The organism is Thermosynechococcus sp. HY213 (assembly GCF_031460975.1).
Classification (GTDB): Bacteria; Cyanobacteriota; Cyanobacteriia; order Thermosynechococcales; family Thermosynechococcaceae; genus Thermosynechococcus.
The window spans coordinates 70781-96024 of the sequence record NZ_JAVKVB010000003.1; the positions used below are offsets into that span (position 1 = coordinate 70781).

Annotated in this window: 18 protein-coding genes, 1 tRNA gene and 1 pseudogene; 7 read left to right on the plus strand and 13 right to left on the minus strand. The window is 54.9% G+C overall.

What is annotated here, in order from left to right; genetic code table 11:
* Position 1 precedes the first annotated feature (1 nt).
* From RHK62_RS01035 to RHK62_RS01060, 6 genes and pseudogenes are all read right to left on the minus strand, one after another.
* Positions 2-1870, minus strand: a complete 1869-nt coding sequence (locus RHK62_RS01035; RefSeq protein WP_310453134.1) for a DNA methyltransferase — start codon at positions 1868-1870, stop codon at positions 2-4.
* Between the two features lie 42 nt (positions 1871-1912).
* A pseudogene (locus RHK62_RS01040) lies at positions 1913-2651 on the minus strand (DEAD/DEAH box helicase family protein); the annotation flags it as partial.
* Positions 2651-4588: an AAA family ATPase gene (locus RHK62_RS01045; RefSeq protein ID WP_310453136.1), complete on the minus strand. Its 1938-nt coding sequence runs from the start codon at positions 4586-4588 to the stop codon at positions 2651-2653. The gene RHK62_RS01045 and the pseudogene RHK62_RS01040, both read right to left, overlap by 1 nt.
* Entirely contained in the window at positions 4585-7131 is a 2547-nt protein-coding gene (locus RHK62_RS01050; RefSeq protein WP_310453137.1) for a DUF559 domain-containing protein, read from the minus strand. The genes RHK62_RS01045 and RHK62_RS01050 overlap by 4 nt, the downstream gene beginning before the upstream one ends.
* Positions 7132-7442: 311 nt before the next feature.
* Entirely contained in the window at positions 7443-8312 is an 870-nt protein-coding gene (locus RHK62_RS01055; protein ID WP_310453138.1) for a DNA methyltransferase, read from the minus strand.
* A gap of 437 nt (positions 8313-8749) precedes the next feature.
* Positions 8750-11593, minus strand: coding sequence for a UPF0182 family protein (locus RHK62_RS01060; protein ID WP_310453139.1), 2844 nt, complete (start codon positions 11591-11593; stop codon positions 8750-8752).
* A gap of 102 nt (positions 11594-11695) precedes the next feature.
* Between RHK62_RS01060 and RHK62_RS01065 the strand changes: the two genes are divergently transcribed.
* Positions 11696-12235, plus strand: coding sequence for a peroxiredoxin (locus RHK62_RS01065; protein ID WP_310453140.1), 540 nt, complete (start codon positions 11696-11698; stop codon positions 12233-12235).
* A gap of 4 nt (positions 12236-12239) precedes the next feature.
* Here RHK62_RS01065 and RHK62_RS01070 read toward each other — a convergent pair whose 3' ends face one another.
* The gene (locus tag RHK62_RS01070) at positions 12240-13085 is read right to left on the minus strand and encodes a tetratricopeptide repeat protein (RefSeq protein WP_310453141.1); all 846 of its coding nucleotides are present in this window, start codon (positions 13083-13085) and stop codon (positions 12240-12242) included.
* A gap of 135 nt (positions 13086-13220) precedes the next feature.
* On the opposite strand from RHK62_RS01070, the gene RHK62_RS01075 reads away from it, so the two are divergent.
* From RHK62_RS01075 to RHK62_RS01085, 3 genes are all read left to right on the plus strand, one after another.
* On the plus strand, positions 13221-13448 hold the full coding sequence (locus RHK62_RS01075; protein ID WP_206200692.1) for a hypothetical protein: 228 nt from the start codon (positions 13221-13223) through the stop codon (positions 13446-13448).
* A 12-nt stretch (positions 13449-13460) separates the two neighbouring features.
* On the plus strand, positions 13461-14486 hold the full coding sequence (locus RHK62_RS01080) for an ABC transporter permease (RefSeq protein ID WP_302677774.1): 1026 nt from the start codon (positions 13461-13463) through the stop codon (positions 14484-14486).
* A 70-nt stretch (positions 14487-14556) separates the two neighbouring features.
* On the plus strand, positions 14557-14994 hold the full coding sequence (locus RHK62_RS01085; RefSeq protein ID WP_310437896.1) for a peroxiredoxin: 438 nt from the start codon (positions 14557-14559) through the stop codon (positions 14992-14994).
* Between the two features lie 68 nt (positions 14995-15062).
* Here RHK62_RS01085 and RHK62_RS01090 read toward each other — a convergent pair.
* Positions 15063-15149 (minus strand) — tRNA-Ser (locus RHK62_RS01090).
* A gap of 94 nt (positions 15150-15243) precedes the next feature.
* Between RHK62_RS01090 and RHK62_RS01095 the strand changes: the two genes are divergently transcribed.
* Positions 15244-15927 carry a class I SAM-dependent methyltransferase gene (locus RHK62_RS01095; protein ID WP_310453142.1) on the plus strand — a complete coding sequence of 228 codons (684 nt, stop codon included), beginning with the start codon at positions 15244-15246 and terminating at the stop codon, positions 15925-15927.
* Positions 15928-15961: 34 nt separating this feature from the next.
* Here the strand turns inward: RHK62_RS01095 and RHK62_RS01100 are convergent, their stop codons facing one another.
* The 5 genes from RHK62_RS01100 to RHK62_RS01120 form a co-directional block, all read right to left on the minus strand.
* A complete protein-coding gene (locus RHK62_RS01100) occupies positions 15962-16315 on the minus strand; it encodes a hypothetical protein (RefSeq protein WP_310453143.1) in 354 nt (117 codons plus the stop codon).
* Positions 16316-17419: a cobalt-precorrin-5B (C(1))-methyltransferase CbiD gene (gene cbiD / locus RHK62_RS01105; protein WP_310453144.1), complete on the minus strand. Its 1104-nt coding sequence runs from the start codon at positions 17417-17419 to the stop codon at positions 16316-16318.
* Between the two features lie 5 nt (positions 17420-17424).
* The gene (locus RHK62_RS01110; RefSeq protein ID WP_302677043.1) at positions 17425-18105 is read right to left on the minus strand and encodes a HEAT repeat domain-containing protein; all 681 of its coding nucleotides are present in this window, start codon (positions 18103-18105) and stop codon (positions 17425-17427) included.
* Positions 18106-18212: 107 nt separating this feature from the next.
* Positions 18213-20651 carry a phosphoenolpyruvate synthase gene (gene ppsA / locus RHK62_RS01115; protein ID WP_310453145.1) on the minus strand — a complete coding sequence of 813 codons (2439 nt, stop codon included), beginning with the start codon at positions 20649-20651 and terminating at the stop codon, positions 18213-18215.
* A gap of 360 nt (positions 20652-21011) precedes the next feature.
* Positions 21012-22307: a glutamate-5-semialdehyde dehydrogenase gene (locus RHK62_RS01120; protein ID WP_302677045.1), complete on the minus strand. Its 1296-nt coding sequence runs from the start codon at positions 22305-22307 to the stop codon at positions 21012-21014.
* A 121-nt stretch (positions 22308-22428) separates the two neighbouring features.
* Here RHK62_RS01120 and glgA point away from each other — a divergent pair, with 121 nt between their 5' ends.
* Both glgA and RHK62_RS01130 read left to right on the plus strand, forming a co-directional pair.
* A complete protein-coding gene (glgA, locus tag RHK62_RS01125) occupies positions 22429-23853 on the plus strand; it encodes a glycogen synthase GlgA (protein WP_302678627.1) in 1425 nt (474 codons plus the stop codon).
* Positions 23854-23873: 20 nt separating this feature from the next.
* Entirely contained in the window at positions 23874-25172 is a 1299-nt protein-coding gene (locus tag RHK62_RS01130; RefSeq protein WP_310453146.1) for a recombinase family protein, read from the plus strand.
* Positions 25173-25244: the final 72 nt, after the last annotated feature.

Below are 25244 nucleotides of genomic sequence, written 5' to 3' on the forward strand. Positions count from 1 at the left end.
TCTACACCTCCACATTCAGCACCACGGTGGTATCCACACCGAAGACATCAATCACCTTCACTGCGATTTGATGTTTGCCAAGCGCTTCGTACGTCCAGCCCAGATCGCTGCGGGTCTTGAGCGAGCGGTCTTTGCGGGTGCGGAAGTCCTGCCAGTGGTGCTCGAAGGGTTTATCGGGCGAGTAGTCAAAGTCCACCGCCCAGAAGTCAATGAAATCAAAGGGGCTGCGCACGGCTCGCTCGCGCAGGGCGGCCAACTCGGCTTCGGGCGCCTCTGCTAAGGCCGGGGTGAAGCGCACCAGCTCCACATCAACCTTGCCATCCTTGACGATGGCGCGGGCTTCCAGCGCGCCTGCCTCGAAGAACTGCACCTCTCTGCGGTTCGGCTCCATGATCTCGCGCGGGATGTATTTCAGGCGGATGACCACGCCGGTCTCGGCTTCCAGCGCCTCCTTTTTGCGGCTGAGTTCCATCTCAAATTCCCAGGCCAAGCAGTGCACCTCGCGCCCGCCGACCTGACGCACGGCTTCGGCCACGGCGCGCAGTTCGTCATAGGAGAAGATGCTGTCTATCTGATCCACATGGACGTAGGCGGGGCCTTTCTTGCCGTACAGCAGCGGATGGGGCGGGTTGTCCAGCGGCGCCGCCTTGTAGAACTGCAGCACGATGCGGCGGTGCTCCCCATCGGCGCCCTTCAGCCGCTCCAACTGCCACCACTGCCGCTCGTAACGCCCCAGATTGTAGACATCGAAGGAGCGGTAAGGCTTTCCCGCTTCGTGCAGTTCGCGCTGCACCTGGATCAGCCGTTTGCGCGTGGTGTGGATGGCGTAGCGCCCTAGGTCCACGCCGATCCAGCGGCGCCCCAGTTTCTCCGCCACCGCCAGAGTAGTGCCGGAGCCGCAGAAGAAATCCGCTACCAGGTCGCCTTCGTTGGATGAGGCGAGAATGATGCGTTCTAGAAGGGCTTCCGGTTTTTGAGTTGGAAAACTTTCACGCTCAGGCTGGTTACCTCTAAGCGCAGGAATATCCCACACATCGCGGCAATTAACAAGAGTATACTGTCCGTTCTCGTCTGTGTGAATTTCTATGTTGGAGAATCCGTACTTGTGCATCAGATAAGATTTCTCTTTGAGGGGAATCCATACCGCAGCCATTGGGTTCTTGGCGTAAAAATGGATAGTATCGTGCTTCTTCCCAAACCCTAATTTTTCTGGCACACCCCCTGTTTTGTAAAACCAAATGACTTCATTAACATAGTTATCTGGTGAGAATACTTGGTCAAGGAGCAGTCGGAGATAACCTGTTACTCTATAGTCACAATGCACATAAATACTCCCCCGCTCACTGAGCAAATCTCGCATCAGGGTCAGCCGCTCATACATCATGTGCAGATAAGAATCCGTCCCCTTGCCCCAGGTGTCGCGGTAAGCCACGGCCTCCAGGATGGACTGTTCCTTCTGCACCGCGTCGCCCTCTTCGCCGATCTGCACCTGCATGGTGAAGTCGGCGCCCACGTCGAAGGGCGGGTCAATGTAGATCAGGTCAATCTTGCCGCGGAACTGCTCCAGCAGGGCGGCCATCACCAGTTTGTTATCACCCCAGACGAGCATGTTGCGCCAGTCGTCGCGATGGGCTTGCTGATGAAACTCCTCTTCTGAGAATGGCAAGCCCAGTTGTCGCGCCTGGGCTTTGCGCGCATCGCGTGGCTGGTCTATCGTCTCGATGCGCTGCAAGGGCAGCGGCGACGTGGGGAGCTTGACGGGTCGGCGGTTGCCGTACTCGTCGTACTTCCCTTCCCAGACCAGCTCGGTCTTCATACGGGAGAGGGGATGCGGGTTGTCTGGGCCCCAGTCACACTTCTTTTCCATCATTCACCTCTTCTCCTTGCGTACTGGATCTTCGTCCTTGCCCTCCCTGACCCCGCGTTTGTCCACAGACTTGCGTTTCTTGATCTGGTCTTCGCTTTCCCAGGCGAGGGCGTGCCAGTTGCGCACCAGCACTTTGCCTTGGCGCAATTTCTCGAGCAAGGACGAGGGCTTCGTAGTAATTGCCGTCCGCGGCGGGGTAAAGCACTTCCAGACGCTTTTTGACCGTCAGCCCCGGGGCGATGACCAGCACGTTTTTGGAGAAACGGGCATCCTGCGGGTTGGCCACCTTGTTCAGGACCTGCCAAGCGATGACCAAGGCCATGACGATGGTCTTGCCCGAACCGGTGGCCATCTTGCAGCATTGGCGGATGTACTCGCCGCCATCGCCGGGGATTTCGATGCCGGTGCGCTCAGCGGGGGCGGCCTCGGTCAGCCAGATGAGCGTCTCCACCGCCTCCAGCTGGCAGAAGAAGAAGCGCCGCCGGTCAAAGTTTTCGGGGTCGGTCCAATGTTCCAGCAGCCGCTTGGTGATGCTGGTGACGCCCGGATAGCCCGCCTCGCGCCAGGCCTTGACGCGCGGGCGGATCTGGTTGACCAGCGGAATCTCGACGAAGATGCCCGGGTCATCGAAGGCTTTTGAGCCGGGCGTCGCCACCACGTACCCCGCCGGGCGGCGGCCCTCCACCAATTCGAAAATACGCGTCTCGCGGTCGTAACGCCAGTGCCGCTGCGGCTCCTCGTAGGGCGAGTTGATGATCAGGCGGTCAATGGTGGTGCTGGGCATCAATTTTCCTCTCTATTTTCATTCTTATTAGCAAACTCCATGATCTTATTGCAAAGCTTCTCGAGAGAATCCGATTTCTTGCCAGCATCCCAAGCTATCTGGAGTCTCGATGCAATGTGCAACGCGTTCTTCTGTAGATTCCCGGCAGACCCGTATTTAGCATCTGCCTCAGATCGAAACTCATCCCAGTTCTCTTTTCCAATCTCTTGCTCAACCACCTGCCCGATGTCTGAGGACCACATGACTACAGCGGCCCCCCAGAACGTACTGGTCGGGAACGGCTCAGGATCAGATACACCGCATAACTTGAGGATTGCGCTGTTGTCTCTGCGGTGTTGCTCCCTGCTTCCGTTTTTGTCCGGCTTGTCGCCGTCCGAATCCAGTACCGCGAGAGTCGGGATCTGCAGGCACCTGGCTACCGCGAGAGGTTGAAGCATCCGACTTTTTCCACCGGTGGGGACAATGTGACAGCCGAGTCGTCTGAACTCATCCCACCGGTTGAGCAAGTGAAGGTAGGTGGTCAAATATGCAGTATCCTCTAGCCCCTCGACGAATACGATCCTAGACGCGAAGAATATTTCGCTGAGCTCAGGCTGGAGTGCTTGATGGATCTTTGCCAACTGCTCGCTCGGTTCGACAGGTTGCTGGCCTTTCACAGCCGCAATTTGATTTGCCACCTCTTGATGGGTGGTCCTAGTAATAGACGAAGCACCATTGACCTTGCGGACCATCCGGACACTCTCGAATCTCTCACCTGATATGAAGTATGGACTGTGGGTTGTAACCAAGATTTGAGAGTTCTGTTCGCTCAGCTTCACGAGCACGTTATAAAGATGCCTTGCTTGTGGGGGATGCTGATAGAGCTCCGGCTCCTCACAGGCGAGAATCAGCCGTGGATCTGCGTCGTCTCTGTCAGAGAGTTCTTGGAGCAGTGCGAGAATAAACGAACGTTGAAGCCCGTGCCCGAAACGTGTAAGCTCCCCTTCAAACCCTGCCTCACCGAGAATGGCCTGAGCAAAAGGCTCATCAACACGTACCGCCTTTTCGGGGTCTTGGTACCATTGCACTCGAAGCGTTGCGTCTTGATGCGCCCACTGCACAAGCCGATTTCGCAGAGCTGTAGATATTTCGGTTAGCTGTGCCTGACTATCGGCAAGGAGTTGTCTGTACTTCTCCTGCATTTCCTTGCGGATGGGATCAAATGACTCCCTGAGGTTGACTTTGGACCGAACCGTGCGGCTCAAAAGCTTCCCTAGGGCTGTGTCCTTAGACTCTTTCTGCTCGCTAGCCGCTTCCTTCACTGCGGGCACGTACACCCACTGGATGTATTTCTCGAGAAGGTTTTTACCCTTTGATACACCATAGAATTCGTCCGCACTAGGGAGTTCTTCGCACAATTCCGGGTGCTTTTCTTCATACTCACGAAGTGCTTGGACCATTGCATCCTTTGTGCCAGGATGCGGAAGATCAGGGTACTTCTCTCGCACCCTGGTGTATATATCCTTCAGCTCAGCAACCTTTTTCCCAGCTTTTTCGGCTTCAAAAAACAGCGCGAAATCCTTGATAACCATCCGGCGACCGTACTGCTTTACTTCGGCTGTGTTTGCAACAGGATCAAATTGTGCCTCAACTGAGACAACCAATTGATCATGGCGCACATAATGCTGGAGTTCATTCTTAGCTTCCTCTGAGAAGTCTGTAAAAGTGATCGTTATCTCGATAGGATCCGTTGTGTTTTTGGCATGGAAATCCTCCTCACTGAGCGAACGCGTGTTGAGACCGGGTATCCCTGATTCACCAAAGAAGACGTTGAGGGCATGCAGGACACTTGACTTCCCTGAGCCGTTGGCTCCGACGAAGCACGTGTAGTCATCAAGTTCGATAGTCTGTTCCTTTATCGAGCGGAAGTTTCGAATGCGGACGGATTTGATCTTCATGTGTCAATCTCCATAATCTTCAAACTCTCGATCCCCCGGTCGTCCACGATCTTGACCGCGATGCGCTTGTGCTCGCCCGGCTCGAATGGCAGCGACACCGTGCCGCGATAAGCCTCAATCAGTTCCTCGTCGATCTCGGCCTTGAGATTGCGCGCCAGTTTCGCCCAGCCTTCGCCCTCGCCCGCCATCGGGAAGAAGACTTGACGCGGGTAGAGGCTGCGCCCATCATAGTCGGTATCCAGCATCCAGACGGCAATCTTGTCCGCCCCGCCCGACTCGACCCCGCCCGTTTTCGTGTTGTAGTAGTCGAAGCCGTGCACCTCGACCACGTATTTGTCGTCGTCCTCCCGACGCACTTCCACGTCCGGCTGGCCGATGAGCCAAAACGATTCGTTGCTGGCGCGCTTTTTCTTGAGGTCGTCGGTGAGCAGATCGGCGTTCATCTGCACCTTCAGAAACTGCATACCCGCGAGTTCCGGCTTCATCTCGTCAATATCCTTGGCGGCTTCCGGGTCGAACTGGAAGGCGGCGAAGACCAGCAGTTTCGGCTTAGGGACAAGCTGCTGGGCTTCTTCCCATGCCCGTTGCACTTGGCGCTGTTCCAGCGGCGCGTGTTCAGGGCCGAAGGAGACCACCACGCGCATCGGGCTGTCGGCCGGGCCGGTCTCGCGCACCGAATCGGCACCTTCGTCGCTGGGGCGCGTCTCGCCGTCGGCGTGCAAAAAGCGGCAGCCGGGCAGCGGCTCTAGGCGCGCGAAGCGGATGTACTGCCCCGCCTTGCCGCGGATGCCGGCGCGCAGCAGTTCGTCGCGCCATTCGGCCTGGCGCAGCGTCTCGCCCGAGCGGGCGATGGATGTGTCGGCTGGTTGGGATCTGGCTTCGAGAATCTCCTCCGGCGACTTGACCGCCGGCGCGGGCACCGCCTCCACGGTGAACGGCCCGGTCACGCGCACCTTCTTGCGGTCTACGAAGGGCTGGTCGTAGAGCGTCTCCTGCGGCGCGTGGCGGGCGATCGCCTCATTCATGGCCTTTTGCATCGCGCGGCGGGCGGCATAGAAGGCGTCAAAAGGCTTGCGGGCCGCTTCGGGCCAGTCGGCAGGGAACTCAAAGGGCACCTCCCACTCCACCAGCTCATTGACCTTGACCGCCTGGCCGGCGGGCATAGTGAAGGTGGCGCTGTCCGGCGCGGCAAAATCCACGAATTGCCCGGCGCGGCCGCCTTGCGTGACCTTGAAACGGGGATAGCCCTCACCCCCGGCCCACCTGCCCCCGTCAGGGGGTCTCCCAGCGGGAGAGGGGAGACGGAGCGCGGCGTTGAGGTCTGCCAGCGCCTGTTCGATGGCCGGGTGCATGCGGGCGTAGATGCCGTCGATCTCTGGGTTGTTGGCGATGGACTTGAGTGTCACATGCGGCACGGTCTTGTACTTGAAGCCGCTGCCCACCCCCTCTTCGGGATGCGCCAGCTCGTAGTAGTCGAAGGCCGCGGTCATCAGGCGCTGGCGGGCGAGGGTGAGCGCCACGCGCGAGGTGTCGCAGGTGATCCAGCGCCGGCCCCACTGCTCGGCCACATAGGCCGTCGTGCCGCTGCCGCAGTTGTGTACGGCGCAGACTTCCGTTATAAACGAGTGAGCGTCCTCTACTTCTAAATCGTAAACCTCTTCCTCGGACAAGTCTCTAACCACCTCCACAAGGCGCACGGGAACGCGGTCGGGACCGTGGAACAGGATGTCTCCCTCTTGTATCTGCTCTGCCTCCATCCACTGGGCATACTCTGGCGAAAGTTGCTCTTTACACGCCTGTCCAATAGCAGTGCAAACCCCTTCGAGATTATGCTCTACTTCTGCGGCGGGAACACGCAGCACTTTTAGATTCAGCGCGTGCATGAACTCATCGCGGACACGGTCATGTTCCATGGCGGCCGGAGTGCCATGAGCCATGGCGCCGTCCACTTCTACCACTAAGGCAGCTTCACGGCAATAGAAATCGGCGATATAGGGGCCAATAGGGTGCTGACGTCTGAAGGTAAAGCCCAACCCATTGCCTCGCAAGACTTTCCAAAGTTTCCGTTCAGGCGGAGTCATTTCCTTGCGGAGTATTTTGCTTCTGCCGCGCAGCGCCTTGGGAATACCTGACCAGTCGGAATGTCCACCCAGGCTGTGCGGTCGTCTGTGGGCCAACACCCTGTGATCGGGCGTAAGCCATAGGGTTTGCCCGCTAAGGTCGTGCCGGATGCCGATCATCACGCCGCGATACATTCGCCGTATCGTGCGCACGACGCGATGGGGCAAGCCGTCATGCGCCAGCAGGTAGTCGCCGGGCTGGATGTCTTCGATGGCGATGAGGGTAGCCCCCCTGTCATCCCCCCGCACGCGGGGGGATAGGGCTTCTCCCTCCCCACGTGTGGGGAGGGTCGGGGAGGAGCCGCAAACCCACACCCTCGTCCCCTTCCGCACACAGGTCGGGTCGAACACCAGGTCGCCAAGGTCGGTGGTCAGCGGCAGTATCATTCCAAAGGTTGTCAATCTGCTGGAGAGGAAAATCATCAAAGCATTGCTTGTATCTTGGAATGTTGCCGGTGTCGTATAGTCTGCAAGCGGTAATAAGGCGTTGCATTCCCTCCCTATGTGTGCGCCAGCTTTTCCTTTGTGCGGATATGATCCTTCCTGAGAACTCAAAGTCATAGGTGCAAGACTCGGTGTAACCAGAAGACTTGAGGTCACCCAAAGCCAGCCTCTTTGATCCTTCAATTTGGTCAAGCTCGGTTGACAATGCACGAATTGGTTTTACCTCTCCACTCGGCAACTCTACGAATCCAAACCAGGATTCATCAAGACTCTTCTCCGTGTAAAGCTGCCTATATTTCACGCCCTCCCTGTTTTTCGCATACCAAATTAATGATATCGTGAACTCTCGGTAATTCTCCAAACCCAAGAGGCGATGTTTTGCGGAAAGATATTTGTCTTACAAAATTCCCCGCCCCGAACACCTCATCCATCAACTCCCGCACGTGGTGCACGTTCTCGTCACTGATCTGCACGAAGATGCTGCCGCTCTCGGTGAGCAGTTCCCGCGCCAGAAGCAGCCGGTCGCGAAGATACGTGAGGTAGGAGTGGATGCCCAGCTCCCAAGTATCGCGGAAGGCGCGGATCTGCTCCGGCTCGCTAGTTAAGTCCTCGTCCTTGCCGTCCTTCACGTCGCGTTTGTTGACGAAGGGCTGGAAGTTGGAGCCGTAGCGGATGCCGTAGGGCGGGTCAATGTAGGTCATCTGCACCTTGCCGGCCATGCCCTCCTTTTCCAGCAGCGAGTTCATCACCAGCAGCGAATCGCCGGCGATCAGGCGGTTGCTCCAGTCGTGCTTGTGTTGGTAGAACTCGACGGCCTTGTGCAAGGGTTCTTGGTGCTCGACCTCGAACAACCCCAGTTGCACCGGTTCCTGTTGCCCATTTTTCTTGCGCACCGCCTCGATAATTGTGCGCGGGTCAATGCGCTCGTGGACGTGCAGGGAGACGGTAGGAACTTCAAACGAGGTATGCTCGGCTTTGCCCGCCCAGACCAGTTGCGGGTCGAGGTGCGGGTCGTAGGCGTAGCGCTTTTTCTGCTGTCCGGTGTCGGGGTCGGTTTCGGGCGTGACCAGCCCAACGGGCAGGTTGTTGACGCGCGCTTTGTCCCGATGCTCGTAGGGTGCGATCGGACGCTTGGTCTCGGTCTTCTTTTTTCGGGCCATCAAGTCCTGTCTGCAGATTGGTGGTTTTGAAAGCTAAACAGTAATTAAACTGCAATAGTAGATACGTATGCAAGGACTTAATTTGTAACGATAAACAGCATAGAGACCCCATACTTAACCTGCTATCTAAGCAAAATACCCAAACAGAACAATGGCCTGAGTATCGAAAGTGAGTGCGCTTTTACCTGCATTTCTGCAACAAGTATGAGTCGGATTCTGGCAGCCTGCACTAGCTTCCAAGAGACAGACGGTGAAATAACAGGCTGAAGCCCAGCAGTCGATTGGTTATTACAGACCCCTCCTCTCGCCATTTAGTCAACCAAGGGGAAAAGCCCACTCCGAAACCATGGAATCTGTCACTGCTGATGAGAAATCAGGTGCTCCCATTACGGAAGTAATACCAATTAAACTATCTTTCAACGTTTCTGCGATGAAAGTTAATCAGGAAACAGTTTTTGCAAAGCCTCCTCTAGGGTAGGTGCCATCACAATCCGCTGGTTATCCATAACAATGACCCGTGCCAAGGTGGGCAGTTGATTTTGATCGGCTTCGAGGTAAATGGGTTCGACGTAGAGGAGCGATCGCTCGATGGGGATAATGAGGAGATTTCCCTGCACCGATCTTGACCCTTGGCGATTCCAGAGGGAAATTTGCTGTGAAATCATTGGGTCTTGATTGATCCGCGCCTCCATTTGTTCAGGGCCAAAGACCAGTTCTTGCTTGGGAAAGACGTACAGCAGGAGCTTGCCATAGTTTTGACCATCGGAGCGAGCCGCTAGCCAACCAATGAGGTTGGGACGATTCACGGGCGTAAAAGGAACAAGCAGAATAAACTCCTCAGTGTAGCCAATGGGCAGCTTGGTAATCAGATAGTAAGGGGCAACGGCTTGGGGCTTTTCGCGGTAAATCTCCTTGGGAATTTGCCAGAGGTCTTCGCGGTTGTAAAAGACCACGGGATCCGTCATGTGGTATTTCAGGAGTTGTTCCGACTGCACCTGCATCAAATCAATGGGATAGCGAATGTGGCGGTAGAGGCGGTGGGGCATGGCACTCAGGGGATGAAAGAGGGTTGGAAAAACCCGCTGCCACGTGCGAATTATGACATCGTCGGGTTCCACCACATAAAACGTGACATCGCCGTTATAGGCATCCACCACCACTTTGACAGAGTTGCGAATGTAATTAAAGGAGTGCTCGCCGGGATCGCCATAGGGATAGTAGCGACTGACGGTATAGGCATCAATAATCCAGTAGAGATAGCTCACCCCTGTGGCGCTAGGACTGGCGGCAATGTCCTGTTCAGAGCGTGGATCGGCGACCACAAGGTAGGGTTCACTGTCAAAACGTAAAAAGGGGGCGATCGCCCGCACCCGCTCTTGAATTAAGCGACGAAAAAGTACCCGTGAGTCCGGTCGTAAATTGGGGGTCAACAGCAGTTGCCAGTCACCAAAATAGACACCGTAGACCAAGCGCCGCCACCAACTGGCAATGGGAACCCCCCCCGTACCGTCGTAGTGGTTATAGACATTTTCGGCGCCACGGGGAAAATCCAGCTCTGGAACCGCCGAAGGGGCAAAGACATAGGTATGGGTAAGTTCACCGTAGTAGATCCGGGGGTAGAAAAAGGGAATGCTTTCACGGATTTGCGGCGGATCGACCAGTAGCTCACCCGTATCGCCAATATCGCGGACAAAGTATTTGGGCAGACCATTGGCTTCGGCGGTATTCACGGGACTCATGGTGAAGCCATAGCCGTGGGTAAAGACCAAGTGCTCGTTAATCCAAGTACGGGCAAAGCGCTGAACCGCACTGTAGTCCACTTCGCGAGCGGCAATGAGGACTTGGCGAATTTCTGATTGGTCTTGCTCAGGGGATAGTTTGAGATAGTAGCGATCCAAAAAGGCCGCTGGAAACCGATAGTAGGAGCGCAGTTGTTGCAGTTGCCGGTTCGTTTCTAAAAGGGGGCGGGTATCCCAAAGGCGGATATTGCGGGTGGTGGCGGCGTTGGCAGCAATGATCTCGGCGTTGAGGTTATTTTCCGGCTGAAAGGGTTCGACCCGCATTTTTTCAAGGTTAAAGCCTTCGCGGGTGTGGGTAATGGTGCGTTGAATGTAGGGGAGTTCCCGTTGCAGTTGATTGGGTTGAACAATGGCCGCTTCAATGGCTGTGGGCAGGAGCCAATCGGCAATCAGGATGACCACTAAATAGCCCAATGTAAAGCCAAAGAGGCCGGGGGCGATCGGTCCTAGCCGCCGCTGCCCTTCGCCGCCCCGTCGAATCGCTGACCAAGCCAGTAAACAGGCGACGCCAAAAGCCGAGGCTGAAAGCCAACCATAGAGGGGTAAGCGTACAGTGACGTCGGTATAGCCGGCGCCAAAGGCAGCCCCATTGGTCGAATAAAGAAGTTTGTAGCGTTCTAGCCAGAAGCTAAAGGCCACTGTGGCAAAGACAAAGGCACTTAAGCCCTGTAAATGCCGCCGTTGCGATCGCACGAAGCCGAGGAATTTGCCATGACTGAGACTTTCATTGGCAAGGAGATAACCCAAGGCCGTTCCCCCTAAGCCGACAACACTGAGGTTCACCAGCCATAGGCGCAACAGTTCCCACAGGGGGATTTCAAACAGGTAAAAGCTAATGGAATGGCGAAATAGCGGTTCCGTATGGGGATCACTGGCGGCAAACAGTCCCTTGAGCACCACCGGCCAGCTCAGGCAGGCGATCGCCCCCATGGCAACGCTCAAGAGAATTGCAACCCCCTGAAAGAGGCGCAGGGGCAACCACAACCCCAGTACCAATGCCGCCAAACTCGGCACGAGTAGCCAAGGATTCTGCACCACTAGAAGTGATAGCTCTGCCACCCGCCAGACACTCAATTGCGGCAGCAGAGGGCTGTTAAAGGTGATTTCTGAACGCTGTTGCCACAGTTGCAGCGCGATCGCCCCAATGTGGTAAGTAGCAACAATTAGCAGCCAAGTTAAACCGCTAGCACACAACAAAAGCCGCCACAGCCCCAGCCCCCGATAGGTACTCTGGGCGGTCAGGGTGGGCTCGAGGGTCACGGTGCGTTGCCGCAGGAGCCAGTGTTGCTGCCAGCCATAGAACAGTGCCGATGCCCCCGCAACCGCCAGAAACAGTACAGCTTGGACACTCCAGCGCTGCCAGACCACCGCCAAATAGCCCAGTTGATCAAACCAGAGACTTTCGGCAATGAAGCGACACAAGCCAACCCCAAGGGCGATCGCTAGAACCAGACCACCCAGCCAGCGCAGCCAGCGGGGCATCAACTGTACAAGAGGGAGTGACGGCATCAACCTCGAAAAATCGTTAAAACTACGGTACAGTGCAGCTAGATGCTTTCCTAAGGCCAGTTTAGCGATTTAACCATGTTCTTGCGCTCACTACTTGTTGCCCTTTTGAGTTTGATTCTGTTTCTGAGCCCATCAGTTCCCAGTTGGGCTCTCGGGGGTGAATTGCCGCCCCTCAATGCCCCAGCACCCGACTTTTCTCTTCCCAGCAGTGTCGATGGCCAGCCGATTTCCCTGAAGGATTATCGCGGCAAGTGGGTGGTGCTGTACTTTTACCCCAAGGACTTTACCGCTGGCTGTACCCTCGAAGCCCAACGCTTTCAGCGGGATATTGAGCAATTTCATGCCCACAATGCTGAAGTCATTGGCGTCAGTGCCGACTCCGTGGACTCCCACGAAGATTTCTGTGACAGTGAAGGCTTGACCTTTCCCCTCCTCTCTGACCCCGATGGCCGCGTCAGCAAGGCCTATGGCTCCTGGTTGGGGTTTGTCTCGCTGCGCCACAGTTTCATCATCGATCCTGAGGGGATATTGCGCGAGCGGTTTGTCAAAGTGAATCCCGCGATCCACAGTCAGGAGGTACTGGCTCGCCTAGAGGAACTGCAACAGCAAGTTTAGGCCTCTATTGCTGTGGCGGGGGTTCAGGGGTTGCTGGAGATTCCTTTTGCACCTGCTGCGCCGCCTGCTGAATGGCATCTTTATACTTGGCGGGTGCAAGTTCCACGGCTTTGGCATACAGAGGCGCAGCTTCTGTCTTTTTCCCCTGTTCCGTCAGTGCCATCGCTTGGGCAAGCACCGGGCGAAAATCGTTGGGGTTTTCTTTGCCCAGATTTTGGAAGAGGGTCAGCGCCTCATCGTAGCGTTTTTGCGCCATATAGACATCGCCAAGGAGAAGTTGTACCGCCGTGACATCGACGCTCCCTAGTTGGACTTTGTTGGCTTGCTCTGCCCCTTGCAGGGTCTCTTCAATGAGGCCAATGGCCGCTTGGGGGCGATTTTCCTTCAAGTAGAGATCCACTAAAGCCCGCAGGGCATTGAGATTGCCGGGGGATTTGGCCAGAACCCCCTGAAAGGTTTGGGCAGCCCCCTCGCGATCGCCCGTTTGCTGCTGTGCCTGTCCCAGCAGAATCGCATAATCTGTTTGTTCGGGGCGCTGAGCAGCTAAGCGGCGCAGGGGGTCAATGACGCTAGCAATTTCTCCTTTGCCCAGTTGAATCAGTTGCAGCCGAGCCAGCACCAACCCTTCTAAGGCTGTGGCATTGTTGGGTTCACGCTCCAGCACCAGTTGGTAGCCTTTTTCTTGGGCTTGCAGTTCGGCAACTTTGTCAGTGGCGGCAGGACTGGTCACGGGGCTTGGCGTGGGTTGCGCTGGGCTAAAGGCACTGCTGAGCAGGGGCATCACCGAAATGGCAATGAAAGGAACCACGCCCAACAGCAAAACCAAAAGGGTGAGCCACTTCTTGCGCATTGTGCCTCCTTGAGGGTGCCCAGCATTTCCAGTGCCAGTATGATTCTAGCCTAGGAGCCGAGGGGAATCACGGCCAATTTTCAGGTCGGCCACCTTCCCCCTGTTAAAATTTGAGCAATTCCTCGGAGAGCTGCCATGGGTGAACTAACGCCAGAAACCATCAATTGTGCAGAGGCCTGTGTCAATGGCTGTGTCTTGGGCGATCGCTGTCCCAACCGTGAGTACATTGCTGCCGCCACCAAGTTTATGAATGATACGCCCCTCGATCAAATTCTGCAAATTGCAGCGGATAGCTATCCCAAACGTCTTTTGGCCGCGATTGAGCGCGATCGCCAGCGAGCGGCGAACCCACCTCAAGAATAACTCGAGCAATTCATGTCTCGTCTGCGTGCATTGCAGGGGTACCTGCTCCTGCGGCTTTTACTTGCGCCGCTGATGCTGTGGACGATTGTCACCGTCGTCTTTTTGCTGCTGCGAGCCACGCCGGGGGATCCCGTGGATGCGATTTTAGGTCCCCGTGCCCCGGTGGCTGTCAAGGAAGCCTTGCGAGAACAATTGGGCTTGGCTCAACCCCTGTGGCAGCAATACTTGACTTACTTAGGGCAACTCCTGCGATTTGATCTGGGAACCTCCCTCACCAGTCAAGGGGAAGCCGTCACGAGTATCATTGCTCAGCATTTCCCTGCAACGGCAGAATTAGGCCTTGCGAGTCTGGCGATCGCCTTTGGTTTAGGGGTGCTCATTGGCAGTCTGGCTGCGGTCAAATCTGGCACTGCTTGGGATATCGGAGGGCGTCTCTTTGGCATCATCACCTATGCCTTGCCCCTCTTTTGGCTGGGGATGCTCTTGCAACTGCTCTTTGCGGTGAATCTGCGTTGGCTTCCCTTGGGTACCCGCTACCCAATCACGGAAACACCCCCCCAAGGTCCCACAGGGCTGTACCTGCTGGATGCGCTCCTGAATGGTAATCTCCACCAACTGGGAACTGCTTTTAGTTACTTGCTCCTGCCTGCGTTGACGCTGGCGATCGTCCTCAGTGGTATCTTTGAGCGCATTGTGCGGGTGAATCTCAAGCAAACCCTAGTGGCCGATTATGTGGAAGCCGCCCGTGCCCGTGGTATCCCTGAGCATCGGATTCTCATTCACCATGCCCTCAAGAATGCCTTGATTCCAGTGATCACGGTTTTGGGGCTGACCCTTGCCAGCCTCTTGGGGGGAGCCGTGTTGACAGAGGTGACGTTTTCTTGGCCGGGGCTGGGTCAGCGACTCTACGAGGCCATTGCTCTGCGGGACTATCCAACCGTACAGGGCATTGTGGTTTTCTTTGCCGTGATTGTGGTTGCCGCCAGTATTCTCATTGACTTGCTCAATGCTTGGATTGACCCCCGCATCCACTACTAACTTTTTGGCATCTGCCGATAAAATAAAGAACAAGCACGTAATAAAACTTAACATTAGGAGGTTATCCCCCATGGCTTTAGCCGTTGGTACACCCGCCCCTGCCTTTACTGCCAAAGACACCCATGGCAATACGGTGTCCCTCAGCGACTTTGCGGGCAAAACTGTGGTGCTCTACTTCTACCCTAAGGATGACACCCCCGGCTGCACCAAAGAGGCTTGTAGCTTCCGTGACAACTATGCCGCCTATCAGGGCAAAGAGATTGTCGTTTTGGGGGTGAGTACCGATGACGAAACCTCGCACCAAAAGTTCACTGAAAAATACAACCTTCCCTTTCCCCTCTTGGCAGATGTGGACAAATCCATTACTAAAGCCTACGACGTGGATGGCGGCGGCTACGCCAAGCGAGTTACCTATGTCATTGACGGCAATGGCATCATTTCCCATGTCTATACCAGCGTCAAAACCGATACCCACGCCACCGACATTTTGGCGGATCTCGGCTTATAGGTGACTCTAAAAAGTCATCATTGGGTCAGGCGGCTGGAGAGGTTCTGGCTGCCTTTTTGTTGATTGAACGGAGAGAGAGGGATTCGAACCCTCGGTGACATCACTGCCACACTCGATTTCAAGTCGAGCGCATTCGACCACTCTGCCATCTCTCCCAGTATCCTATATTGTACCCTCAGCTAGGATAAGGTAGAGCCACAAGAAGTCGCTGCCGGAAATACTCCCATGAGTTTTAGTCCAGAGTACCTAATGACAACAGAAGCCTTAGCCCATAACCAGAAAAGAATGGACGGCTATTTTGGGGATTTTTTTGGCCTGATGCGGAAGGCACTCGTTGCTGGTGGCTCAGAGCTGGGGTTAGGAATGACCCTATTTTCTCTAGCCGTAAGTATTCGCGCTACTCGGATCATTGAAATTGGACGTTTTAAGGGCTTTTCAACTCTCTGTCTAGCAAGTGCCCTACGATTCATTGATATTGGCTGGCAAGAACCACAACAACATAAGCAGCGACCTGACATCAATTACAACGAATTTGAAGCGCCGAAAAAACGACAACTGCTTTCAATTGATCCATTTCCAACCAAGGAAGCTGAGGAATTAATTCTTGAAGCAAATCTTGAAAACTATGTTGAATTTATTAATACCCGTTCAGATGAAGTCACGATTGACGGTTTAGTTGATCTCATTTTTATTGATGGCGATCATAGTTATGAGGGGTGCAAAGCGGATGTTTTTAATTATGTGCCTTGGTATTTACGACCGGGTGGCTACTTTATTTTGCATGATTACTATGGCTGGTATGATGCTGAAGGTAATAATAACTCACCCGTGAAGCAAGTTATTGATGAATTGATTGCAGAGGAACTATTTGAGCATATCTTAATTGATACTGGCTATCAATCTTTTACCGTCTTTAGAAACCCCAATCCTTAGTAGACTGCTTTTCTTAGCTTCTATGAGATCAACCCTAACTCTGAGATAGATATTCGTTAATGTTCAGTTCATCACTAACATTGATATTGGGATTTTCCTCATCGGGATAGAATACAATTTCTAATCCCACTCTACCCTTATGCCAACCCGTCTTATCGAGCATCATAACTCTTGCTGAGCAACCTCTAACTAATGGTGGAATCAATCTAGCATCATTAAAAATAAGATTTAGAAATTCTCCTGGATAAGTAATATCAGTATTACGGTGTTTGTAAATAATTCTTGAGTTATCATCTTCATTCGGGATAAAACGAATGACCTCTTCGCGATCAAGAACATGGCAGTTTGTACTCATAAGTGCTGGTACACATTTTATTGAGTCTTTCACTTAGTATAGCCTAATCCTTGTCAAAATTAGGTTTCCTGCCTCGCTGATGGCAACAATTTGGCGATCGCGCCCAAACAAGGCACATCCCACCTGTAATGACCGCCCCATGGGAGCAGCACAATGGGCATGGATATAGGTAATGGCGCGCTCATCAATGCGGTTGGCAATGTGGCTGAGAATCTCAGGCAAGGCTTGGGGAGCCATTGTTGCTAAAAATTTGAGGGCAGCTTCAACCGTTGGTGCTTGCCACACCTGATGCAGAATCTCTGGGTCTAAACCTGCAAGGGCACAAAAGGCGGTGAGAATTTCTTGGCGAGCATCCGCAAGGTGGTGATGGGTATGGAAAATGCCGCCAGCGAGTTTAATTAATTTGCCGTGGTAGCCCAAGAGGAGCAACTGTTGAACCTTGTGTTGAGCAGCGGCCACCAGCATTGGCCCTAGCCAATTGGCAGTTTTTACACACAGGGAAGGGGGAATCTGGAGTTGCTGCGCCACCTGAAGGCCGTTCTCGCCAATACAAAAGACGAGGATGGGAGATTTTGCTGCCTTCTGGGCTAAGTCCTCGCGATAGCGATCCAGTTGCTCCGAGGCTGTGAGGGGTTGGGCTAAGGCAGTGGTTCCCAGTAGGGAGAGTCCCTCAACAATGCCAAAAGCCGCATTCGAGGTGCGCTCTGCCAAATCTCGCCCTTGGGGCAGGAGAATCGTGACGGCGATCGCCCGCTCCTTAGGACAATAGAGCAACAGGTTAGTGGTTAACAACAAGCGGGCATAGCGATAGATAGCTGCCTCGCCCGTGGCGCGATCGCGCCCAACCCCAAAGCCTCCCTCAATGTGAATTTTGGGAGCAGTTGCAAGGTCTTGCCAGCGCACCCAAGCCCAGATCGGGGTATGGCGGGTGAGATCAAGGGGATCACTGGGTTCACTGTAGGTAATGGCTAAGGCCTGTTGGGCATCTAAGCATGCCCCTTGGGCAATCCTAAAGGTTTCACAGCGGTTGGGGCGCAGCAGCGCAAGGGTGATTTCCTTAGGACAGGTTCCTTCCGTAAGGCAACGCAATGCCGCCACCGCCGCCGCCGCCGCAAAAACTGGTAGCGTATAACCCACGGGTGTTAAGTAGTTAACTGAGCCAAACTAGTGCGAGCCGCTTCGGCAACCGCTTCCGCAGAATCAGTGGTCAACTGTTCCAGCAGGGGGCGAGTCTCTGGAGTGCCAATTTGGCCAAGGGCGATCGCTAGGCGATGGCGGACTTGCCAATCGGGATACTCGACAAACTGCCGCAGCTGGACAATGCTTTCTGGTTGTTTCAGTTCACCCAAGGAACCAATGGCGGCTAATTTCACCAATTCTTGGGGATTATTGAGGGCTTCCGTGAGCAGCCCAACAGCAGCAGGATTGCCTAGGGCACCCAAGGCGGCAATGATACTAAACTGCAACAGCCAATCATCGGTACTGTGGTAGGCCGTTTCTAAATCTTCAAGGGCAAAGGGAACTTGTAGGGCAGCCATCGCATCCGCTGCAGCAGCACGGACATCCGTTTCGCTGTCATGGAGCAGGCGATCGCGCAACAGGTCATGGGCTTGATTGAGATTGACGTGCCCAAGGCTGGCAATTTGACTCACCGCAGCGTAGCGGACACGGGAATTTTCATCTTGGCTGAGGGGTTGAATGAGCCGAAAGGCATCGTTGGGGTCAAGGCTACGCAGTTGATTGATGCCCCGCAGGCGATCGCCCACATCCGCTGAGGTAATGAGTTCCTGAATTGCTGCTGTGTCCACGCCAATATTCTCCACCTGATTCCTTTGATCCTACTGGGTTGCGTCACCCACAGAAAAGGGCAGAGCGATCGCGGCTTCAATTCTCTGCCCTCAGCTTAGGCGTTGTCACTGGGTTGTGCACTCTAGACCTGTTTTTCAGCCTCAGCAATTTGCAGCATCGTCTTCAGGACGGAGTCGGGGTTGAGGCTAATGGAGTCAATCCCTTGCGCCACCAAGAATTGAGCAAACTCAGGATAGTCACTGGGGGCTTGACCACAGATGCCAATTTTGCGCCCCTTGGCCTTCGCTGTTTGAATCGCTTGCGCCACCATGCGTTTGACCGCTTCATTGCGTTCATCAAACAGGTGCGCCACCAAGGCCGAATCGCGATCCAACCCCAGTGTGAGTTGCGTCAGGTCATTGGAGCCAATGGAGAAGCCATCAAAGACCTCGGCAAAGGCATCCGCCAACACCACGTTGCTGGGGAGTTCGCACATCACATAGACTTGCAGACCATTTTCCCCTTGCTTCAGCCCATGTTTGGCCATCTCTGCCAGTACTCGCCGTCCTTCCTCTGGGGTACGACAGAAGGGAATCATCAGAATCACGTTCGTCAGCCCCATCTCATCGCGGACTTTCTTCATGGCGCGGCATTCAAGGGCAAAGCCTTCGGCATAGTTGGGGTCGTAGTAACGGGAAGCGCCCCGCCAGCCAATCATTGGGTTTTCTTCATGGGGTTCAAACTGGCGACCGCCCAAGAGGTTGGCGTACTCATTGCTTTTGAAGTCGGACATGCGTACGACCACAGGCTTGGGATAAAAGGCGGCAGCGATCGCCCCAATCCCCTGAGCCAACTTATCGACAAAGTATTCCGCCTTGTCGGTGTAGTTTTGAGTCAGCTCGGCAATTTTCAGCTTCGCCACCTCATCGGTCAACTCATCGTAGTGGAGCAATGCCAAGGGGTGCGCCTGAATGTGGTTAGCAATAATGAACTCCATACGTGCCAACCCCACCCCATCATTGGGAATTGCCGCCAAGCTGAAGGCTTCCTCGGGGTTACCGACATTCATCAGGATTTGGGTGCGGGTTCGCGGCAGATTTTCCAGAGCCACTTCCTCCACATGGAAGGGCAGCAATCCTTGATAGACGTGCCCCTCTTCCCCTTCAGCACAGGAGACCGTGACCTCAACACCATTGGGGATGGTTTCGGTGGCATCGCCACAACCGACAATGGCAGGAATGCCCAACTCACGGGCAATAATCGCCGCATGGCAGGTGCGTCCCCCCTGATCGGTGACAATGGCACTGGCTTTTTTCATGATGGGCTCCCAATCAGGATCCGTGCGGTGGGTCACCAGCACTTCCCCCGCTTGGAACTGATCGATATTGCGGACATTGAGAATGACGCGGGCACGGCCTTGGCCAATCATTTCGCCAACTGCCCGACCTGTGGCAAGGAGCGTTCCTTTTTCTTTGAGATGGTAGCTGCGCAGCACGTTCGTGGCTTTTTGGGATTGGACGGTTTCGGGGCGCGCCTGCACGATAAAGAGTTCACCTGTGAGGCCATCCTTTGCCCACTCAATATCCATCGGGGTGTAGGTTCCCCGCAAAGCAGAGTAGTGCTCCTCAATGAGGCAGGCCCAGCGGGCTAGGGTGAGGATTTCTTCGTCGCTGAGGGCAAATTGTTTCCGCAGGGGCTCAGGCACGGGTTCATTGCGGGTGAGCTTCGTTCCGCCAAGGGCATAGACCATGCGAATTTCTTTGGTGCCGAGGGCTTTTTTCAGGATCGGCTTATAGCCCGCCTTCAAGGTTGGCTTAAAGACCAAGTATTCATCGGGGTTGACGGCGCCTTGAACAACGTTTTCACCCAAGCCATAGGCGGCCGTGATCAGGGCAGTGTCCTTAAAGCCCGTTTCTGTGTCAATGGAGAACATCACCCCAGAGCAGGCCAAGTCGGAGCGCACCATTTTTTGCACCCCCACCGACAGGGCCACATTGAAGTGGTCAAAGCCTTTGATCTGGCGGTAGGAGATCGCCCGATCCGTAAAGAGTGAGGCAAAGCAGCGATGACAGGCGTCGAGAACGCCCTTGAGACCATGGACATTGAGGTAGGTTTCCTGCTGACCGGCAAAGCTAGCATCGGGCAAATCTTCAGCGGTGGCACTGGAGCGAACCGCCACGTCCGTATTCGGGCCATAGCGATCGCACATTTTTTGGTAGGCGGCAGCAATCGCATCCGTCACTTCTTGGGGAAACGGCGTGTGCAAAATTAGCGAGCGAATCGCTTGCCCCACGCGGTGGAGTTCTGTGACATCCTCGACATCGAGACCTTCAAGGAGCCGCCGCAGTTGGGTATCAAGATTTCCCGCTTGGATAAAGTAACGGTAGGCATAGGCTGTGGTCGCAAAACCATCGGGGACATTAATGCCTTTGGGCGTCAGTTGTTGGAGCATTTCCCCCAAGGAAGCGTTTTTGCCCCCCACTAGGGGCAGGTCTTTGCAGCTCAAGGAATTCAGTTCTAAAACAAACGCTGTTTCCCGATGGGTCACTTCACTGGTTGGTCTAGGGATGGATTGAGTCATTGTTATGCTCCCAAACATTAAGTTTCATTGATTAAATTGCCGTTTGCTGTCCCTCTGGGGATGCAACAGCAGTGCTTGAGCCGTTAAAGTTTTGAGTGTCTTTGGCTCCCTTTGCTATCGTGAATCTGTGAATCACCTAACTGCACGCAATTCCCAAGTCAGACTTGTCCGTTGCCAAACGCAGGCTGCTCCTTTGCTCAGACACTGGGTAAAGCACGCAACACATTTCCAACGGAGACTGGATAGGCAAAGTTTGCAGCGGTCATCATCTGCACGGTGGTTAAATCACTATTGCCCTATATCTCCATTCTGAAACAGAAAAATTGGCTGTGTTTGTTGCTTAACAATCCCTTAAATTCGTTAGGATTCCAAATCACGATGGGTAAAGGGTTTGGCATTGGCGCCGCTATAGGTTGCCACAATGTGGCCATTCCCCACCAGTTGGTATTTGTAGGTAACTAATCCCTCTAGCCCCACCGGGCCTCGCGGCGGTAGTTTGTGGGTACTGATACCGACTTCAGCGCCAAAGCCATAGCGGAAGCCATCGGCAAAGCGGGTGGAGCAATTGTGAAAAACGCCAGCGGCATCCACCTCTTGCAGAAAACGGGCGGCGGCGGCAGCATCCTCGGTAACAATGGCTTCAGTGTGCCCCGATCCATAGGTGGCAATGTGATCCAGCGCGGCATCGAGATCGGGAACAACTTTGATGGAGAGGATCAAATCGCAGTATTCTGTCGCCCAGTCGGCTTCACTGGCAGGGGTCATGGGCACAAGGTGGCAGGCGATCGCATCCCCCCGCAATTCCACCCCTGCTTTCTCAAGGGCAGCAGCCACTTTGGGTAAAAAGGCCTCGGCAATGCCCCGATGGACAAGAAGCGTCTCAATGGCGTTACAGGCAGCCGGGTACTGGGTTTTGGCGTCGAGGGTAATGGCGATCGCCTTCTCCAGATCCGCAGCGACATCCACATAGAGATGACACAGACCATCGGCGTGCCCCAGCACAGGAATCCGCGTGTTGTTCTGGATATAACGTACAAATTCATTGGAACCCCGCGGAATGATCAGATCAACCCATTGATCCAGTTGCAGCAATTCCGTAATTTCTGCCCGCCGCATCAGGAGGGCGATCGCCCCAGCGGGCACTGCCGACTTTTCTAGCCCTCTGTGAATGGCCTGCATAATCGCTTGGCACGAGCGACTCGCCTCCTGTCCTCCCTTGAGAATGGCGCCATTCCCCGATTTAATTGCCAAGGAAGCGATCTGCACGACGGCATCGGGACGCGCTTCAAAAATTACCCCCAGCACCCCCAAAGGGCAGGTGACGCGACTGAGAATTAAGCCTGTATCCAATTCGCGATGGAGTTGGCGCTGACCTAGAGGATCCGCAAGGGTCGCCACTTGACGCACCCCGGCGATCGCCGCCGCTAGTTTACTGGGACTCAGTTCCAACCGCGCATAGAGAGAAGGATTGAGCTGATTGGCCTTGGCCTGCTCACAGTCGGCAGCATTGGCCGCCAGAATCTCCTCCCGCGCCGCTTCAAGGGCACAGGCCACCTGCTCTAGGGCATCATTGCGGGCAGTGGCATCCAGCTGAGCCAACAGACGCGCCTGCTCATGAACTTCTTTGACCCGTTGCACGAGGGGAGAATCTGCCATAGGGGTTGCCAATTCCAAAGACGTATAAGAGCGATCGTACGCCAAATTGTCCCGCACTTGTGGTAGGTTAACGGCAATTGCGTTGCCCTAGAATTGGCCAAAAAACAGGTTCAGGAGGATCATGCGAATTCTATTTGTTGCTGCTGAGGCGGCACCGCTGGCGAAAGTGGGGGGCATGGGAGATGTGGTGGGTTCCCTGCCCAAGGTGTTACGCCGCATGGGACATGATGTGCGCATCTTTATGCCCTACTATGGCTTCTTGCCCGACAAGGTGGAGATTCCCAAGGATCCGATCTGGATTGGCCATGCCATGTTTCAGACGTTCCATGTCTATGAAACGGTGTTGCCGGGGTCGGATGTTCCCCTTTACCTGTTTGGCCATCCCTGCTTTAATCCCCGCCGCATCTACTACGGGGAGGATGAGGACTGGCGGTTCACCTTCTTTGCCAATGGGGCAGCAGAATTTGCTTGGAACTACTGGAAACCCCAGATTATCCATTGCCACGATTGGCACACGGGAATGATCCCAGTGTGGATGCATCAGGATCCCGACATCACCACTGTGTTCACCATTCACAACTTGGCCTATCAAGGGCCCTGGCGGTGGCGCCTCGAGCAAATTACTTGGTGTCCGTGGTACATGCAGGGGCACAATACGATGGCAGCAGCACTGCAGTATGCCGATCGCGTCAATACGGTTTCGCCCACCTACGCCGAACAGATTAAAACCCCCGAATATGGTGAGAAATTGGAAGGGCTGCTGTCGTTTATTAGTGGCAAGCTCTCCGGCATTCTCAATGGCATTGATACAGAGGTCTTTGATCCCAGTACCGATCGCGCCCTTGTGCAAAACTACACCGTAGATACCCTTGAGCGGCGTAAGGCCAACAAAATTGCGCTCCAAGAGGAACTGGGGTTGGAGGTGAATTCCGGTGCTTTCTTGGTGGGGATGGTCACCCGCTTGGTGGAGCAAAAGGGGTTGGATCTGTTGATTCAGGTGCTGGATCGCTTTTTGGCCTACACCGATAGCCAGTTTGTCCTCTTGGGAACGGGCGATCGCTACTACGAAACCCAAATGTGGCAAATTGCCTCACGGTTTCCGGGGCGCTGTAGTGTCCAGTTGCTCTACAGTGATGTCCTGTCGCGGCGGATCTATGGCGGTGCCGATGCCTTCATCATGCCGAGTCGCTTTGAACCCTGTGGCATTGCTCAGATGATTGCCCTGCGCTATGGCTGTGTGCCGATTGTCCGTCGCACGGGTGGCCTTGTGGATACCGTCTCTCACCATGATCCAGAGCGGCAAACGGGAACGGGCTACTGCTTTGACCGCTATGAACCCCTTGACTTCTACACCTGTCTAGTGCGGGCGTGGGAAGGGTATCGCTACAAACGGGAGTGGCACACCCTCCAGCAGCGGGGTATGCGCGAGGACTTTAGCTGGACAAAATCAGCACTAGCCTACAATGCCCTCTATAACTCCATTTATGGCTTGCCGCCAGAGACCATGCCCAATCCTAGTCCAACCCTAGTACCGGCAACGACCTGATCCTCAGGACGATGTAATGTGTGGTCATTATTGCCTACGAGTACATTGATCCCCTCTGGCAGCCCCTCCCCGATCCCCAAGGGTGGGGGCAGGAGATTGACCACTGGGTACTGGATGTGGAGGCTGCTCGGCCGCAGTTGCGGTACTGGTTGCAGCGGTTAGCACCGGGCTATTGGCTGTTACACCAATTAAGTGCCCTTGGCCAAACGGTGATGGAAGTGAGCGATCGCCTGCGGCAACTGGAGGCAGCGGGTATTATGGTGATTGCCCTAGCCGAAGGCTACGTAAGCGATCGCCCCCCCAGCGGAGATCAGCTGCTATCCCTTTGGGATCAAGTAAAGCAGCAACTCCATCACCACACTCTCTGCCATGGCCATGCCCGCAATCGCCTCAAGCATCGTCCGCCGCCGGGTCGTGCTCCCTATGGCTATCGCCGGGGCAAAGAGCACTATGTCATTGATCGAGCGGCAGCCGTTGTCGTCAAGGATTTTGTCGAGCATTTTCTCCTCTATGGCTCCCTCAGTGCAGCGGTGCGCTTTATTGCCACCACCCACCACAAGCAGATTAGCGTAGCGACCGGTCGGCGCTGGTTGACCCACCCCGTCTATCGCGGCCATCTGTACTACCAAGGGAAAACGGTGATTCCTCAGACCCATGCCCCCCTGATTGCCCCCGATGAAGCGGCTCAGGTGGATCGGCTGTTGCGACGCCAACGCTCTCTGCCTCGTCGCAGTGCTAGTGCCCCCCATCCTCTGGCAGGATTGGTGATTTGCCGCCAATGTCAGCAACGCTTTGGCCGGACTCAGGTGCAGCCTTACCGCCAACCGAGTCAATATGCTTATTTGCGTCCCCTGCACTGTCCCCTCTCCCCCAAATGTCGCAGCATTCCCTACGACGCGGCCTTGGCTGCTGTGATTGATCACATTGCTGAGCGCCTGCCGCCCGCGATCGCCCAACTGTCGCTGCCGCCGCCACCGTTGACGGCTCAACTGCAAGCAATTGAAACCCAACTGCACCGCCTTGCCGAACTAGAAGCCCAAGGCCTCTTGGATCCCGAAACCGCTCAACTGCGCCGCTATAAACTGGCTGGGGAACGGGCACAAATTGAGGCACAGCAGGCCCAATTGCCCCCTAGTAATCTTTTGCAACTGGCGGTGACCCTTGGTCAGCCGCAATTTTGGTACCAACTCTCGGCAGCAGAGCAACGGTTCTATCTACGGGAGTTTTTACATGCCATAGCGGTCACCAGCCGCCCGCCACAGCCTTGGTCGATCCATCTGCAATTTATTTGGGAATCCCCCATTGGCAGTACTGCTTAGCCATTTCTAGCTGAGTTTTTAGTCACAAAAGACCAATCGCCATAGCCGCAAGTTGCAACTCAGAATTGCTGA

Coding starts and splice junctions, on each gene's coding strand:
- RHK62_RS01035 (WP_310453134.1), bottom strand. CDS start 1,870: ATGATGGAAAAGAAGTGTGACTGGGGCCCAGACAACCCGCATCCCCTC.
- RHK62_RS01045 (WP_310453136.1), bottom strand. CDS start 4,588: ATGAAGATCAAATCCGTCCGCATTCGAAACTTCCGCTCGATAAAGGAA.
- RHK62_RS01050 (WP_310453137.1), bottom strand. CDS start 7,131: ATGATTTTCCTCTCCAGCAGATTGACAACCTTTGGAATGATACTGCCG.
- RHK62_RS01055 (WP_310453138.1), bottom strand. CDS start 8,312: ATGGCCCGAAAAAAGAAGACCGAGACCAAGCGTCCGATCGCACCCTAC.
- RHK62_RS01060 (WP_310453139.1), bottom strand. CDS start 11,593: ATGCCCCGCTGGCTGCGCTGGCTGGGTGGTCTGGTTCTAGCGATCGCC.
- RHK62_RS01065 (WP_310453140.1), top strand. CDS start 11,696: ATGTTCTTGCGCTCACTACTTGTTGCCCTTTTGAGTTTGATTCTGTTT.
- RHK62_RS01070 (WP_310453141.1), bottom strand. CDS start 13,085: ATGCGCAAGAAGTGGCTCACCCTTTTGGTTTTGCTGTTGGGCGTGGTT.
- RHK62_RS01075 (WP_206200692.1), top strand. CDS start 13,221: ATGGGTGAACTAACGCCAGAAACCATCAATTGTGCAGAGGCCTGTGTC.
- RHK62_RS01080 (WP_302677774.1), top strand. CDS start 13,461: ATGTCTCGTCTGCGTGCATTGCAGGGGTACCTGCTCCTGCGGCTTTTA.
- RHK62_RS01085 (WP_310437896.1), top strand. CDS start 14,557: ATGGCTTTAGCCGTTGGTACACCCGCCCCTGCCTTTACTGCCAAAGAC.
- RHK62_RS01095 (WP_310453142.1), top strand. CDS start 15,244: ATGACAACAGAAGCCTTAGCCCATAACCAGAAAAGAATGGACGGCTAT.
- ppsA (WP_310453145.1), bottom strand. CDS start 20,651: ATGACTCAATCCATCCCTAGACCAACCAGTGAAGTGACCCATCGGGAA.
- RHK62_RS01120 (WP_302677045.1), bottom strand. CDS start 22,307: ATGGCAGATTCTCCCCTCGTGCAACGGGTCAAAGAAGTTCATGAGCAG.
- glgA (WP_302678627.1), top strand. CDS start 22,429: ATGCGAATTCTATTTGTTGCTGCTGAGGCGGCACCGCTGGCGAAAGTG.